Genomic DNA, 13,403 nt, shown 5'->3' with positions numbered 1-13,403 from the left:
ATTTTTGTCGGTATGGTCCGGCGTTACGTCCGGGAACAGCGCAGAAATGCGTTACCGCCTGAGGCGAAAAGGCATCGTCCCTGTTCCCCTATTGGTGGTCAGGATCATCCATGTAGCTTTGCAGCAGATTGAATTGCAACATCAGAAATACCATCAGCGCGATGGGGAAGCCGAAGGTTTCAATCTTGACCCAGAGGTCGGTCGACATCGTGCGCCAGACGAATTCGTTGGCCACAGCCAGTACCGCGAAACAGCCGCACAGGCGCCGGGTCAGGATCATCCACCCCTCGTGTTGCATCGGCAGCATCTCGTCCAGGACATAGGCGAGGTAGGATTTGCCCTGCAGCAGGCCGATGCCCAGCATGATCGAAAAGAAGCCGTAGACCAGCGTGGTCTTCATCTTGAAGAACCGCTCGTCATTGAACCAGGCGGTCAGGCCGCCGAAGAAAATGACCATGAAAGCGGTGAAAATCTGAATCCGGCTGAGCTTGCCCGTCAGGTACCAGAGAACGCCCATAGCGCCCAGCATGAGCGGCACAAACAGGATGGTGGCAACGATAAAGCCGGAATATTCAGTGCCGCCGATCAGGAAGCTGTCATCGCGCAGACGCAGGTAGATTAAGAAGAAGGCCAGCGGGGGGCCGAGCTCCAGCACCTGTTTCAGAAACGGGTTGATCTCTTTTTTGCCTGTCATAACGGTTTCCTGCTGCTTACCCGCCCATTTCAACTATTACGGCGCCGAGTGCAATCAATGCCATCAGCGCGATCCGTCTTGGCCCGACGGTTTCCTTCAGGACCAGCCAGCCGATCAGCGCGGCAAACACCGTTGAGGTTTCACGCAGGACGGCGGCCTCGCCGACCTTGTCGAGCCTTGTGGCCAGCATGATCGCCCCGAAAGACAGGGGGGCGATGATACCGCCTGCCAAGCCGCGCAACATCAGCGGGCCGACTGCCGGGCGGTGGATCATCGCGCGCCATCTGAGAAAGGCGTAGATCGGCATTGCCGCCCCGTCGATCATGAAGAACCAGGCCAGAAAGGTGAAAGGGTCGGCGGTGGCGCGAATGCCGTAAGCGTCATAGGTGGTATAGAGCGCCACGAACAGGCCGGTCGCGACGGCCAGTACCAGTGCGATGCCCAGTGTTTCGCGGTTGGTTTCGAGAAACCGGAAATTATAGGCGGCCAACCCGAAGATTCCGGCCAGCAGGACGGCCACGCCGAACCATTGGGTGCCAGTGAAGGTCTCTCCGAACAGCAGATAGGCGCCGATGACGGTAAAAAGGGGGCCGGTGCCGCGGACAACCGGGTAGACAACCGTGTATGAGCCCTTGGTATAGGCCATGGCCTGCAGGATTTTATAAGCGATGTGGATTACCCACACCGTTGCAAAGATCGGCCACATATAAGGCTCGGGCCACGGTACCACGAAGAAGGCGAAAGGTGCGGCCAGCAGGCAATAGCTGGCGTCGATGGCACCGCGCGACATCCACGGATCATGGCGGCCCTTTTGCAGGGCGCCAAAGACCGCATGCAGGAAGGCTGCCATCAGGGCCAACCCCAGCGCGAGTTGGTGACCTGCTTCGGTGCCTTCGAGTGAGATCAGCCAGTTGCTCAAGTGTCAGATCTTTGTGCTGGGTGGAGAGGCTGGGGGTTTTCCACCCCCAGACCCCCGGAAGGTATTTTTAGCCAGATGAAGAGGCGGATCAGCTTTGGTCCAGACCGGTGAGGGCGGCAGCGAATTCTTCCGGGTCGAAGGGGGCGAGGTCGTCGATCTGTTCTCCGACGCCGATGGCGTGGATGGGCAGACCGAACTTGTCTGCCAGCGCGACCAGCACGCCGCCCTTGGCGGTGCCGTCGAGTTTGGTCATGACCAGACCCGAGACATCGGCCAGGTTGCGGAAGGTTTCCACCTGACTCAGCGCGTTTTGACCGGTGGTGGCGTCCAGCACCAGCAGAGTGTTGTGCGGCGCAGTTTCGTCCACCTTGCGGATGACGCGGACGATTTTCGCCAGTTCCTCCATCAGGTCGGCGCGGTTTTGCAGGCGGCCTGCGGTGTCGATCATCAGTAGGTCGGCGCCCTCTTGCTGCGCCTTGGTCAGCGCATCAAAGGCGAGGCTGGCGGGGTCGGACCCTTCGGGGGCGGTCAGGACCGGGACGCCGGCGCGTTCACCCCAAACCTGCAGCTGTTCAACAGCGGCGGCGCGGAAGGTGTCTCCGGCGGCGATCACGACTTTTTTGCCGGCCGATTTGAACTGGCTGGCCAGCTTGCCGATCGTGGTCGTCTTGCCCGATCCGTTCACACCGACCACCAGCACCACCTGCGGGCGTTTGGGGTAGATGGGCAGGGGTTTGGCCACCGGCTCCATCACGCGGGCGACTTCCTGTGCCAGAAGCTGTTTGATTTCCTGGGTCGAGAGTTTGCGGCCATAGCGCCCCTCGGCCATGTTTGCGGTGACACGCAGGGCGGTATCGACGCCCATGTCCGAGGCGATCAGCAGCTCTTCGAGCTGTTCCAGCATGTCGTCGTCCAGTGTGCGGCGCACGGCGGTTTTGGCTTCGCTGCGACCGAACAGACGGCCCAACACGCCCTTGGAGGGCGCAGCCTCGGGCGGGGGCGGATCGACGGGTGCGGGTTCTGGCACCTCGACCGGTTGCGGTACTGGCGCGGGTTCCGGGACTTCGGGAACCGGTTGCGGAACTTCCGGTACGGGTTCCGGCTGCGGCTCGGGCTCGGGGATGATGGGGTCAGGGGCGGTTGTTTCCTCTCCACCATCCTCAACAATAGCCTCCAGCCCCTGTTCGAGGCGGGACGAGGATTTGAACAGCTTGTCCTTGAGCTTTGAGAAAAACGCCATTTTTGGTCTCCGCAGGTGTTCCCTTCACCTAATGCGGATTTGCGGCAGTTGCAAAGGGTCAGAGAAACGCGATCAGCAAACCAGCCTGCGCCCCCCAATAAAGCGGCCAAACCAGATAAGGCGTGATCTTCAGGGCAGGGTGGTCCGCTGGCAGCAGGAATTTCTCGGTCGCAAGGATCAGGTCAGATGCGATGAAGGCCAGGGCAGCGGGCAGCGCCCACCGCAGGGCGCCGGTGTCGGGCAGGGCCAGAACGGTTATGCCCATCCCCAGAATGATCGGGATATAACCCAGCACCGGGCCTTTGAGGTCTCCGGCACGCTGGGCCAACAAGGTGGCGGCAACGATCCCAAGGATGATGAGCGACCAGAAAAACCCGGGCTTGTCGAAAATCAAGGCGGGGTCGCTGGCGGGGTGGGTCAGGAACAGGGCGATATAGGCCAGATGTCCTGCAGCGAAAGCTCCGATGCCGGCCATGAAGGTGCTGTCAGTCTCGCGCGACAACAGCGCATCGCCAAGGGCGCACAAGCTCAGCGCCAGAACCAGTGGAAGCGGTGCTGCGCCCAGTAATGCGATCACGGCCAGCAGAGCGACGGACAGGGTTTTGAGTAGCGACCGCAAGGGGCTGGCTGGACGTGGCGACAGGGGCAGATAGGCCAGAGCACAGATAGCTGCGAGCCAGAACAATGCGGTTGTCATGAATTTCTCCCCTGTTTTTCCCAACATGTTATGGGTTGTCGGGTCACCTCAACCGGTGACGTTGAGGCAGGTGGTTGCGCGGAAATGGCAATGGCACCGGGCAACCGCATCTGACACAATGCGACCATGTTCAGATACCTAGCGATTCTTCTGCTGTTGCCCGCGTTTTCAGCCTCGGCCCAACCGGCCCTGACGGCGTCAGATTTCGATGAGTATACGCGCGGAAAAACCCTGTTTTATGGCTTTCAGGGAAAGGTTTACGGGGTCGAGCGTTATCTGCCCAATCGCCGCGTTATCTGGTCGTTCCTGGATGGCAATTGCAAAGAGGGCGTCTGGTATGAGCAGGACGAACAGATTTGTTTCATCTACGAAGATCGTCTGGCGCCGCAATGCTGGGTCTTCACCCGTTCAGGGAGTGGTCTGATCGCGCAGTTCGAGGGTGATCCGGCGGAGACCGAACTCTATGAAGCGGAAGATATCGGAGAAGAGATGCTCTGCTACGGGCCGGAAGTTGGCGTGTAGGGTGCACTCAGAAGAGTGAGCCCTGATCCGGTGCGTCTTTCTTGGTGGTTTTCTTGGGGGATGGTCTTGGGCCTGTGGGCTGACCGGTGGACAAAACGCCATCAGCGAACTCGATTTGGAGTGAGCTGTGGTTCTCGGCCTGTTTTTTCGTCGTCAGCACCTGATCATCGGCGCGCACAACCGCATAGCCGCGCTGCAAAGTGGCCTTGTAGCTGAGCGTTTCTCGCAGCCGGTCAGTTGCGGTCAGCTGTTGCCGCATCCGATCCAGTCGCGTTGACTGCGCGGCGTTCATTCGCTCGGCCAGTCGGGTGAGGGTCTGGTGTTGCACCTCGATTTCGCGCTGAATTGGGCGCAGGGACAGGCGCGAGGACAGGTTGCGCACCGCTTCCTGACGGCTTGTCACGAGGTTGCGCAAGGTCGAAGGGCGTAGATGGGCGGAGATTTTCACCACTTGCAGGCGGCGGTTTTGAACGCCGCGTTCCAGTGCTGGCGTCAGACGGTCTGCAATCAAATCAAGCCGTTGGCGCGGAGTGTTCAGCAAGCTGTCAGGGCGCGGCAAGGCGCGGGACAAGTCGCGCAACCGTTGGGATCGCCGTTGCACCGCATCTGTCGCTGCGCGGGACAGGCGCGCGCCTTGTTCTTCGGTCCAGGCCAGCAGCTCCATCCGCACGGGTACGGCCAGTTCGGCGGCGGCGGTTGGCGTCGGTGCGCGGCGGTCTGAGACATAGTCGATCAGGGTTGTATCCGTTTCGTGGCCCACGGCCGAGATCAGCGGAATATCCGAGGATGCGGCGGCGTGCGCGACGATTTCTTCATTGAAGCCCCACAGATCTTCTATCGAGCCACCACCCCGTGCGACGATGATCAGGTCCGGGCGGGGCAGGGCTCCGCCGGGGGACAGTTGATTGAAGCCTTGGATGGCATTGGCGACCTCGGAGGCGCAGTTCGATCCCTGAACGGCCACCGGCCAGATCAGAACCTTGCGCGGGAAACGATCACGCAGCCGGTGCAGAATATCCCGGATCACCGCGCCCGAAGGCGAGGTCACAACGCCGATAATCTGCGGCAGATAAGGCAGCGATTTTTTGCGTTCAGGTGCAAACAGCCCTTCGGCCTCAAGCTGCTTCTTGCGTTTCTCCAGCAGCGCCATCAGCGCGCCTTGTCCGGCAACCGCCACCTCATCGACGTTCAGGTTATATTTTGATTGCGCGCCGAAAGCAGTGAGCCGACCGGTGACGACGACCTCAAGCCCTTCTTCCGGCACAACGGACAGGCCCGAGATCTGACCCTTCCACGTGGTGCAGGCCAGCACGTTTCGGTCGTCCTTGATGTCATAATACAAATGCCCCGAGCGCGCCTTGAACACGCGCCCGACCTCTCCACGCACACGGATTCGCCCGAACGTGCCTTCGAGCGTCCGTTTCACCTCGCCCGAGATGTCCGAAACTGTGTATTCAGGGGTGTTTTGGCCGGGAATGGGGTCGTCAAGCAGGTCGGACATTTCAGCGCCTTGTGTCAAATGCCTGCCCAGCTTAGAACGCCCGCAAGGCAAGGCCAAGCAGATCGGAGAGCAGTCATGAATATCCTCATTCTCGGCAGTGGTGGGCGCGAACACAGCCTGGCCTGGGCGGTGATGCAGAACCCCAAATGTGACCGTCTGATCGTGGCTCCGGGTAATGCCGGGATCGCGCAGATTGCCGATTGCGCCGCGCTGGATATCGAAAATGGCGGGGCGGTTGTCAGCTTTGCCGAGGCAAACGCGATTGACTTCGTGATCATCGGCCCCGAGGCCCCTTTGGCCGCAGGCGTGGCGGATCGCCTGCGCGAGGCGGGTGTGCTGGTGTTCGGCCCGTCGGCTGCGGCGGCGCAATTGGAGGCTTCAAAGAGCTTCACCAAAGAGATTTGCGATGCGTCCGGTGCTCCAACGGCAGCTTACGCGCGGTTCACCGAGGCCGAACCGGCGAAAGACTACATCCGCGCTCAGGGCGCGCCGATCGTGGTTAAGGCCGATGGTCTGGCGGCCGGCAAAGGCGTGATCGTGGCGATGGACGAGCAAACCGCGCTGGACGCCATCGACGACATGTTCGGCGGTGCGTTTGGTGGCGCTGGTGCCGAGGTTGTCATCGAAGAATTCATGGAGGGTGAAGAGGCGTCGCTTTTTGTATTGTGTGATGGCGAGGACATCCTTTCCGTTGGCACTGCGCAGGATCACAAGCGCGTGGGTGAGGGCGATACCGGCCTGAATACCGGCGGCATGGGGGCCTATTCCCCGGCGCCGGTTCTGAGCGCCGAGATTGAAGCCCGTGCGATGGAAGAGATCATCAAGCCTACCGTGGTCGAGATGAAACGGCGCGGGATGCCGTTTCAGGGTGTTCTTTATGCCGGTCTGATGATCAAGGACGGCCAGCCGCGTCTGGTGGAATACAACGTACGCTTCGGCGATCCAGAATGTCAGGTTTTGATGATGCGTCTGGGCGCGCAGGCGATGGACCTGATGCACGCGGCCGCCGAAGGCCGGCTGGGCGAAGCACAAGTGAACTGGGCGGACGATCACGCCCTGACCGTTGTGATGGCGGCGAACGGGTATCCGGGGTCGTATAAAAAGGGCAGCGTGATCAATGGGCTGGCGGATTTGCCTGAGGATAGCGGGAACATGGTATTTCACGCCGGAACCAAAGCCTCTGACGGGCAGGTATTGGCCTCCGGTGGTCGTGTCCTGAACGTCACCGCGCGGGGCGAGACACTGCAGGAGGCGCGGGATCGCGCCTATGCAATGGTGGACGGTGTCGATTGGCCGGACGGGTTCTTCCGTCGCGATATCGGCTGGCGGGCGCTCTGATTCCAGAGGCTCCCGCGCCCTGACGCTGCATCAAAGATGCAACGCCAAAGGCCTTGGGCCGGGCAGCCCGCTGGTGCGGGCTGCGGGCGGGCTAATGTGAGCAGTTCAAGGCTTGTTTCATTGCCTTGCCGCTAAACGGGGACAAGGTCCGCGTTTTCCACCCCATATCGTGGCTGACGCTAACGATCTGTTGCCAGTTGGCGTTGACCAGGATCATTTCAGGGCCAGAGCCGCAATCTCTGATCCCGCCAGTGATGAAGTCTTCGCCGATGCGATGGTTGGTCAGGCCGGGCAGGGAGGCGACCTCGACCAGGTCACCATCTTTGAAACGCCAAATGCGCAGGGTCTTGGCCAGATGAGGCCGGTCAATATAGGCGATTTCCACAAAACCGTCGCCGTCCAGATCGTCCGCGCCAATCGGGGCCAGCCAGCGAAAGCGGGTACCTATGTGAGGTGTGGCGGCGATTTTCTTGCCGCCTCTGTCATAGATCGCCAGTTGAGCGCCTGTCTGATTGTGGGATTCGACGACGATGACCTCTAGCGTGCCATCCAGGTCGATATCTACCAGCCTTGGCGCCAGGTCTTCAAACACTCGATCCGAGGGCAGTCGGATGGTAAGCGTGCCGCCTTGGACCGTCAGTTCCAGCGCGCCGTACTCGATGTTATCGCCCAAGACCCCGTGCGCATAGCGTGTGGTGGGTTCTGTAAAGCGGGCGCTTGTGATTGTTTCGGCAATCGCAAGTGCTCCTCCCGCCAGCCACAAGCTCAACGCCAGCAGCGCGCCGCGTGCCCGACATTGCCACAGGCGGGCGGGCAGGCGCGGCGCTTTGGAGATCATCAGATCTGTTTCTCGGGCATCTGTACGACCAGACCGTCCAGTTCGTCCGTGACCTTTATCTGGCAGGTCAAGCGCGAGCGGGCAGGGTCGGGCTCGTAGGCAAAGTCCAGCATGTCCTCTTCCATGTCGTCCTTGGCCGGAACTTTCTCGACCCAGTCGGGGTGGAGGTAGACATGGCAGGTCGAGCACGCACAGGCGCCGCCGCAATCGGCCTCGATGCCGGGAATATTATTGTCACGGGCGCCTTCCATGACGGTCAGCCCATTGGCGACCTCGACTGTGTGTTCGGTACCGCTGTGCTCGACATAGGTGATCTTTGCCATTGCGTGCGTCTTCCTTTTTCGATTGTCGAATTCTTCCTTAGTGAAGGCATTTAGGTCTTTCCAGCCTCATTTGCGACTCATCACGCCGCGACTGGACTTTCCTGCCATTTGTTCTATTTTTGTTCTTATGCTTATTGCCCCTGTTCGCCCCGCGGTTTCAAACCGGGACTGGCCGCGCCCGCCTGCCTGCCTGCCCGCCGAGCAGCTGGACGACCCGCCCGAGGGCGCGCGCGTTACCGTGGCCGGGCTGGTGATCCTGCGGCAGAGGCCGGGGACGGCCAAAGGGGTGATCTTTGTCACGCTTGAGGATGAGACCGGCATCGTCAACGTGGTGGTCTGGCGTAAAATCTATGAGCAATTCCGGCGCGCGGTGATCTCGGGGCGGTTACTGCGCGTAACGGGGCGGATGCAGAAAGCCGACGCGGTCATCCATGTGATCGCGGAAGAGATCGAGGATATCTCGGGGATGCTGGATGTGCTGGTGCGGGGCACGGCAACAACCGGGTAAAACTCTGCGCGCAAGTGGTGTGAAACTCATGCGCCGTCACGATTTTGCCAAAGTTGAGTGCATTCTGAAATCCGCAATTCAGGGATGTTAATTTATGCAAAACAAATATTTGTACCGCATTTATCGTTTGCGGCGGCTGATACTCACCAGTCTGATTGCACTGTTCGCGCCATGGGCCATTGGTTGGCAATTGTTCGGGCCATCCGCATTACTTGAAAGTCCAGGTGCAAGTGCCGGTGTCGCCGTTATCTGCACGTCAATTATTCTGATCCTCGTGCTGGTTTACCCTCGGGTGTGGTGGGAAACGGTGACGACCGCGTTTGTCTTCGGGCTCGGGCTGATGTTCCTGCCGGTCATAGAAGCGATACCTGAACTGGCGCCAACTGCTAATCGCGGTGCAGTTACGGCATGGCTCATATTCGGAGTCGTCTTTGGCAATATATTCCTGTGGTTGGGCCTGAACTGGTTGCCCGGGACCTTAATTAACGTTCCAGTCGGGCTGCGCGAATGGAAGTCACGTATCCGATACGACATGCCAGCGGACCGGGCGTTCCAAGTCCTCAAAACAACTCCGGAAAGTTTTGATGGGAAATACAAAACCGGCCCGGTGGGCAATGATGGGCTGTTCACGGTTTCCTCAATAATAAATACGGTCAACCCGGACACCTGGGACCCTGAGAGCGAAGAGCTTCTCTATAAATGCAAGATCGAACAGGAAGGCGAGACCAGCCAGGTGATCTCAAGCTATTATACGATCGAGGGTGAAGCCCGCGTGGACGTTGAACGTCTGAACGTGCGGCCCGCCGGGCAAGGCGCGATTTGTGAAACGTGCACAGTCAAAAGTCGCCGAAACATCTATGAAGATCTTGGCTTTTGGCTGCAGGACTACGGTGCAGATCATATGTACAGCAGGTTGGAACGGTCAGAGGGGCGCCCTTCGGTCGCTTTGGTGGACTTGCCCTACATCACGCCGCTGGTCGGGTTGGCCCGGTTCTTTGAGCAATTCAACGAGAACCCTCCGGGGGCGCAGCGGTAGCCCTTTCCAGCGATAAGGTGCGCGCGCCTAAGTCTGTGCATCGGGAAGGTTTCAACGCTTGAACAGATTGCTCTGCGACTGCTTGTCCCGATGATCCCCGCGCAATTCGGCGTGTAGCGCGCGTCCGGCCTGAACACCCGGGCGGGCGCTGACGGCCTCAAGCCAGCGGGTGAAATGGGGTTTGTCGTCCAGTACCTGCTGCTGGCCCTCCCATAGGCTGGCCCAGCCCCAGATCGATATGTCCGCGATGGAATAGAAATCGCCCGCGACGTATTCGTTTTCGGTCAGCCGCCGGTCGAGCACGCCGTACAGACGTCCGACCTCGGCGCGATAGCGGTCTTGTGCGTAGGGCAGGTCCTGCGGCGGGTCCAGTTGTGGGGCGTATTTCAGGAAGTGATGCGCCTGACCAGCCATCGGGCCGATGCCGCCCATCTGCCACATCAGCCACTCTTCGACGGCGATCCGGTCGCGCTCGGTTTTGCCGTAAAACCGCCCGGTCTTGCGGGCCAGATACATCAGGATCGCGCCGCTTTCGAACACCGAGACCGGCGCGCCATCCGGGCCATCGGGATCGACGATGGCGGGCATCCGGTTGTTCGGGGAAATCTTCAGGAACTCGGGGTCGAACTGATCGCCCTTGCCGATGTTGATCAGATAGGTGGTGTAGGGCAGCTCCATCTCTTCCAGCGCGATGGATGCCTTCCAGCCGTTCGGCGTGGGCCAGAAATACAGGTCGATCATGATGCCTCCTCAGCTTGAAGGGATCATGAGGCTTTCTGTGCAAACGGCAAGAGAGCTTTGGATTGGGGCAGCGCAAAAAGCCGTGACCAGCGGCGCGTGGATGTCTTTGGCAATGCCAGAGCATCTGCGTGGGGTGTTTAGCATCGTCGGGGCGATATTTGTACCCGTGGGTCATGATGATTGCCGCCCCCCGGATGTCGGGCGTTTGCTGCAAGGTCCCAAGCGGAGATCGCGGGCTGCGGTGCAGGGCGAACGTGTCGCCGATGGCATTGCTCTGCCTCGCACAAGATGTTGTGGTGCCGATGTGACGCAACGCTATGATGCTTTGGTGAATGGACGGTTACAGAACCGTGACGATGCCGTTGCAAGGGTTGACGCATCCGCAACCGCGGCGTAATGGCAACCACACCACGTGGCGATTTGTTACCGGATTGCGGGCCACGCTAAACAACACCGCTAAAAGGTCAGGATGAAAGGCCCCTTTCGCTTGACCGCGTCTGGGGTTTTTTTGATGCCCTTGCCAGACAAGGGTCGAGAGGAATGACATGAGCGAGAGCTGGAACAAACGCACCCAAGCCGTCCATGGCGGTATTCGTCGCAGCCAATACAATGAAGTGTCCGAGGCGATCTTTCTGACGCAGGGCTTCGTCTATGAAAACGCCGAGCAGGCCGAGGCGCGGTTCATCGAGACCGGCCCGGATGAGTTCATCTATGCCCGTTACGGCAACCCGACCGTGTCGATGTTCGAACAGCGCATTGCCGCGCTGGAAGGGGGCGAGGACGCTTTTGCCGCCGCTTCCGGCATGGCGGCGGTCAACGGTGCGCTGACCTCGATCCTGAAGGCGGGCGATCACGTTGTGTCCGCCAAGGCCCTGTTCGGGTCGTGCCTCTATATTCTGGAAAACATCCTGACCCGCTATGGGGTCGAGGTCACCTTTGTCGACGGCACCGATCTGGACGCGTGGAAGGCGGCAATCCGGCCGGACACCAAGGCGGTGTTCTTTGAATCCATGTCGAACCCGACGCTCGAGGTGATCGACATCGCCGCCGTTTCCAAGCTGGCCCATGCGGTCGGGGCCCTGGTGGTGGTGGACAACGTCTTTTCCACCCCGGTCTTTTCGCGCGCGATTGAGCAGGGGGCCGATGTGGTCGTCTATTCCGCGACCAAGCATATCGACGGGCAGGGGCGTGCGCTTGGCGGGGTCATCATCGGCACCAAGGAGTTCATCCGCGGCACAGTCGAACCGTATATGAAACATACCGGCGGCGCGCTCAGCCCGTTCAGCGCGTGGATCATGCTGAAGGGTCTGGAAACCATGGCCCTGCGGGTCAACGCGCAAGCCGAGACCGCGCAGACCGTGGCCGAGGCACTGGAGGGTCACGCCGCGCTGGAGCGGACGCTGTATCCGGGGCTGAAAACCCACGCGCAGAATGCGCTGGTTCAGACCCAGCTTGGCGGCAAGGGCGGTACGGTGCTGTCGCTGGACATCAAGGGCGGGAAGGACGCGGCATTTGCGTTCCTGAACGCGCTGACGATCCCGGTGATCTCGAACAACCTTGGCGATGCCAAGTCGATTGCGACGCACCCGGCCACCACGACGCATCAGCGGCTGAGCGATGATCAGAAAGACGAACTAGGCATCACGCCCGGTCTGATCCGCCTGTCCATCGGTCTTGAGGACGCAGGCGACCTGCTTGCCGATATCAGCCGCGCATTGGACGTTTCTCAACAATAACGGCGCCCATTTGCCTGTTACAGCCGTTTCGAACTTGACGATGAGGGGCACAAATAGCGTGTCCCTCACGTAAATTCGATCCGGGCTGTGTTTCGACGCGTATACAGTTACACTGGAAAACGCGCCGAAGCTGTATATAGTCCGGCGACCAACCCGAGGAGCCCCGATCGATGAACGTGCACCCCCGCAGCATTGATGACGCACCTGACCATGATGAGGCCGCCGCCGCGCTTAATACGCTGCGCAAATGGGCCGAAACCGCGACCGAGGCCGAGATCAGCCAGCTTGATCCCGCCATTGCGCGTCTTGTGCCGGGGCTGGTTCCGACGAATTACCCGTCGCTGTCGCGGGAATACCCCGAAGGGTTTGAGGTCGATGACGCCTATCGCGCGACATTGCCCGATCTTCAAAACGGCCCGTCCAGCCTGATCCGCGGGGCGAAACAGCAGATTCAGCACGTGGGGATATCGAATTTCCGCCTGCCGATCCGGTTCCACCGCAAGCACGGTGACGACCTGACGCTGGAAACATCCGTGACCGGCACGGTCAGCCTTGAGGCTGAAAAGAAGGGCATCAACATGTCCCGGATCATGCGCTCGTTCTACAAACACGCCGAGCGCACGTTCAGCTTTGAGGTCATCGAGGCCGCGCTGAACGACTATATGACCGATCTGGACAGCTTTGATGCGCGTATCCAGATGCGGTTTTCCTACCCGGACCGCGTGAAAAGCCTGCGCTCGGGTCTGGAAGGATACCAGTATTACGACATCGCGCTGGAACTGGTCGAACAGAACGGCGTGCGCCAGAAGATCATGCACCTGGACTATGTCTATTCCTCGACCTGCCCATGCTCGCTGGAGCTGAGCGAACATGCGCGGTCTACGCGCGGTCAGTTGGCGACGCCGCATTCGCAGCGGTCCGTCGCGCGGATTTCGGTCGTTGTTGACTGTGAGGCCGATTGCCTGTGGTTCGAGGACCTGATCGCGCTTTGCCGTCGCGCGGTGCCGACAGAAACGCAGGTTATGGTCAAGCGTGAGGATGAACAGGCATTTGCCGAACTGAACGCAGCCAACCCGATCTTCGTCGAGGACGCCGCCCGCCTGTTCTGCGCCGAGCTTCTGGCCGATCACCATGTCGGAGATTTCCGCGTTGTGGCCAGCCATCAGGAAAGTCTGCACAGCCATGATGCGGTATCTGTTCTGACCGAAGGTCCGACCTTTGTGTCGGCCAGCCTGGACCCGCGCCTGTTCTCGACCCTTTTTCACGTCGGGTGACTAAAAAAGGCGCATCTGAAGTCTCGAAATTAGACA

At 60.1% G+C, this 13,403-nt stretch carries 14 protein-coding genes and 1 riboswitch; of the genes, 6 read left to right on the top strand and 8 right to left on the bottom strand.

Going from position 1 to position 13,403, the window contains the following annotated elements:
* Window positions 1-88: 88 nt before the first annotated feature.
* From ACR0DO_RS02030 to ACR0DO_RS02015, 4 genes are all read right to left on the bottom strand, one after another.
* Entirely contained in the window at window positions 89-694 is a 606-nt protein-coding gene (locus tag ACR0DO_RS02030) for an inner membrane-spanning protein YciB (protein ID WP_480556394.1), read from the bottom strand.
* Window positions 695-710: 16 nt separating this feature from the next.
* A complete protein-coding gene (locus ACR0DO_RS02025; protein ID WP_480556393.1) occupies window positions 711-1,613 on the bottom strand; it encodes an EamA family transporter in 903 nt (300 codons plus the stop codon).
* Between the two features lie 88 nt (window positions 1,614-1,701).
* Window positions 1,702-2,853, bottom strand: a complete 1,152-nt coding sequence (gene ftsY, locus ACR0DO_RS02020; RefSeq protein ID WP_480556391.1) for a signal recognition particle-docking protein FtsY — start codon at window positions 2,851-2,853, stop codon at window positions 1,702-1,704.
* A 58-nt stretch (window positions 2,854-2,911) separates the two neighbouring features.
* Window positions 2,912-3,550 (bottom strand): lysoplasmalogenase family protein, encoded by a 639-nt coding sequence (locus ACR0DO_RS02015; protein ID WP_480556389.1) that lies wholly within the window; start codon window positions 3,548-3,550, stop codon window positions 2,912-2,914.
* A 126-nt stretch (window positions 3,551-3,676) separates the two neighbouring features.
* On the opposite strand from ACR0DO_RS02015, the gene ACR0DO_RS02010 reads away from it, so the two are divergent.
* Complete coding sequence (locus ACR0DO_RS02010) at window positions 3,677-4,072, top strand: hypothetical protein (protein ID WP_170441748.1); 396 nt, start codon at window positions 3,677-3,679, stop codon at window positions 4,070-4,072.
* A gap of 7 nt (window positions 4,073-4,079) precedes the next feature.
* Here the strand turns inward: ACR0DO_RS02010 and xseA are convergent, their stop codons facing one another.
* The gene (xseA, locus tag ACR0DO_RS02005) at window positions 4,080-5,573 is read right to left on the bottom strand and encodes an exodeoxyribonuclease VII large subunit (protein WP_480556388.1); all 1,494 of its coding nucleotides are present in this window, start codon (window positions 5,571-5,573) and stop codon (window positions 4,080-4,082) included.
* A 75-nt stretch (window positions 5,574-5,648) separates the two neighbouring features.
* Here xseA and purD point away from each other — a divergent pair, with 75 nt between their 5' ends.
* Window positions 5,649-6,911, top strand: a complete 1,263-nt coding sequence (gene purD, locus ACR0DO_RS02000; protein ID WP_480556387.1) for a phosphoribosylamine--glycine ligase — start codon at window positions 5,649-5,651, stop codon at window positions 6,909-6,911.
* A gap of 91 nt (window positions 6,912-7,002) precedes the next feature.
* On the opposite strand, the gene ACR0DO_RS01995 is transcribed toward purD, so the two are convergent.
* Window positions 7,003-7,749 (bottom strand): FG-GAP repeat domain-containing protein, encoded by a 747-nt coding sequence (locus ACR0DO_RS01995; protein ID WP_480556385.1) that lies wholly within the window; start codon window positions 7,747-7,749, stop codon window positions 7,003-7,005.
* Window positions 7,749-8,072 (bottom strand): 2Fe-2S iron-sulfur cluster-binding protein, encoded by a 324-nt coding sequence (locus ACR0DO_RS01990; protein ID WP_170324526.1) that lies wholly within the window; start codon window positions 8,070-8,072, stop codon window positions 7,749-7,751. Before ACR0DO_RS01990 ends, ACR0DO_RS01995 begins: the two co-directional genes overlap by 1 nt.
* Before the next feature lie 127 nt (window positions 8,073-8,199).
* Between ACR0DO_RS01990 and ACR0DO_RS01985 the strand changes: the two genes are divergently transcribed.
* Both ACR0DO_RS01985 and ACR0DO_RS01980 read left to right on the top strand, forming a co-directional pair.
* Window positions 8,200-8,580: an OB-fold nucleic acid binding domain-containing protein gene (locus tag ACR0DO_RS01985; protein WP_480556383.1), complete on the top strand. Its 381-nt coding sequence runs from the start codon at window positions 8,200-8,202 to the stop codon at window positions 8,578-8,580.
* A 94-nt stretch (window positions 8,581-8,674) separates the two neighbouring features.
* Window positions 8,675-9,616 carry a hypothetical protein gene (locus ACR0DO_RS01980; protein WP_480556382.1) on the top strand — a complete coding sequence of 314 codons (942 nt, stop codon included), beginning with the start codon at window positions 8,675-8,677 and terminating at the stop codon, window positions 9,614-9,616.
* Window positions 9,617-9,667: 51 nt separating this feature from the next.
* Here ACR0DO_RS01980 and ACR0DO_RS01975 read toward each other — a convergent pair whose 3' ends face one another.
* Window positions 9,668-10,357 (bottom strand): glutathione S-transferase N-terminal domain-containing protein, encoded by a 690-nt coding sequence (locus tag ACR0DO_RS01975; RefSeq protein WP_480556381.1) that lies wholly within the window; start codon window positions 10,355-10,357, stop codon window positions 9,668-9,670.
* Between the two features lie 402 nt (window positions 10,358-10,759).
* Window positions 10,760-10,837, top strand: a riboswitch (SAM riboswitch).
* 65 nt (window positions 10,838-10,902) lie between these two features.
* Here ACR0DO_RS01975 and metZ point away from each other — a divergent pair.
* Together metZ and folE2 are read left to right on the top strand one after the other, a co-directional pair.
* Complete coding sequence (metZ, locus tag ACR0DO_RS01970) at window positions 10,903-12,093, top strand: O-succinylhomoserine sulfhydrylase (protein ID WP_480556380.1); 1,191 nt, start codon at window positions 10,903-10,905, stop codon at window positions 12,091-12,093.
* A gap of 170 nt (window positions 12,094-12,263) precedes the next feature.
* Window positions 12,264-13,367: a GTP cyclohydrolase FolE2 gene (gene folE2, locus ACR0DO_RS01965; RefSeq protein ID WP_480556379.1), complete on the top strand. Its 1,104-nt coding sequence runs from the start codon at window positions 12,264-12,266 to the stop codon at window positions 13,365-13,367.
* Window positions 13,368-13,403 lie beyond the last annotated feature (36 nt).

This window comes from Ruegeria sp. AM9 (genome assembly GCF_056540565.1).
The sequence above is the reverse complement of the archived record's forward strand: the minus strand, read 5'-3'. Positions and strand labels throughout refer to the sequence as shown.

What these genes read in the sequence shown, in the direction of transcription:
- ACR0DO_RS02030 (WP_480556394.1), bottom strand. Translation starts at nt 694, where the DNA reads ATGACAGGCAAAAAAGAGATCAACCCGTTTCTGAAACAGGTGCTGGAG.
- ftsY (WP_480556391.1), bottom strand. Translation starts at nt 2,853, where the DNA reads ATGGCGTTTTTCTCAAAGCTCAAGGACAAGCTGTTCAAATCCTCGTCC.
- ACR0DO_RS02015 (WP_480556389.1), bottom strand. Translation starts at nt 3,550, where the DNA reads ATGACAACCGCATTGTTCTGGCTCGCAGCTATCTGTGCTCTGGCCTAT.
- ACR0DO_RS02010 (WP_170441748.1), top strand. Translation starts at nt 3,677, where the DNA reads ATGTTCAGATACCTAGCGATTCTTCTGCTGTTGCCCGCGTTTTCAGCC.
- xseA (WP_480556388.1), bottom strand. Translation starts at nt 5,573, where the DNA reads ATGTCCGACCTGCTTGACGACCCCATTCCCGGCCAAAACACCCCTGAA.
- purD (WP_480556387.1), top strand. Translation starts at nt 5,649, where the DNA reads ATGAATATCCTCATTCTCGGCAGTGGTGGGCGCGAACACAGCCTGGCC.
- ACR0DO_RS01995 (WP_480556385.1), bottom strand. Translation starts at nt 7,749, where the DNA reads ATGATCTCCAAAGCGCCGCGCCTGCCCGCCCGCCTGTGGCAATGTCGG.
- ACR0DO_RS01990 (WP_170324526.1), bottom strand. Translation starts at nt 8,072, where the DNA reads ATGGCAAAGATCACCTATGTCGAGCACAGCGGTACCGAACACACAGTC.
- ACR0DO_RS01985 (WP_480556383.1), top strand. Translation starts at nt 8,200, where the DNA reads ATGCTTATTGCCCCTGTTCGCCCCGCGGTTTCAAACCGGGACTGGCCG.
- ACR0DO_RS01980 (WP_480556382.1), top strand. Translation starts at nt 8,675, where the DNA reads ATGCAAAACAAATATTTGTACCGCATTTATCGTTTGCGGCGGCTGATA.
- ACR0DO_RS01975 (WP_480556381.1), bottom strand. Translation starts at nt 10,357, where the DNA reads ATGATCGACCTGTATTTCTGGCCCACGCCGAACGGCTGGAAGGCATCC.
- metZ (WP_480556380.1), top strand. Translation starts at nt 10,903, where the DNA reads ATGAGCGAGAGCTGGAACAAACGCACCCAAGCCGTCCATGGCGGTATT.
- folE2 (WP_480556379.1), top strand. Translation starts at nt 12,264, where the DNA reads ATGAACGTGCACCCCCGCAGCATTGATGACGCACCTGACCATGATGAG.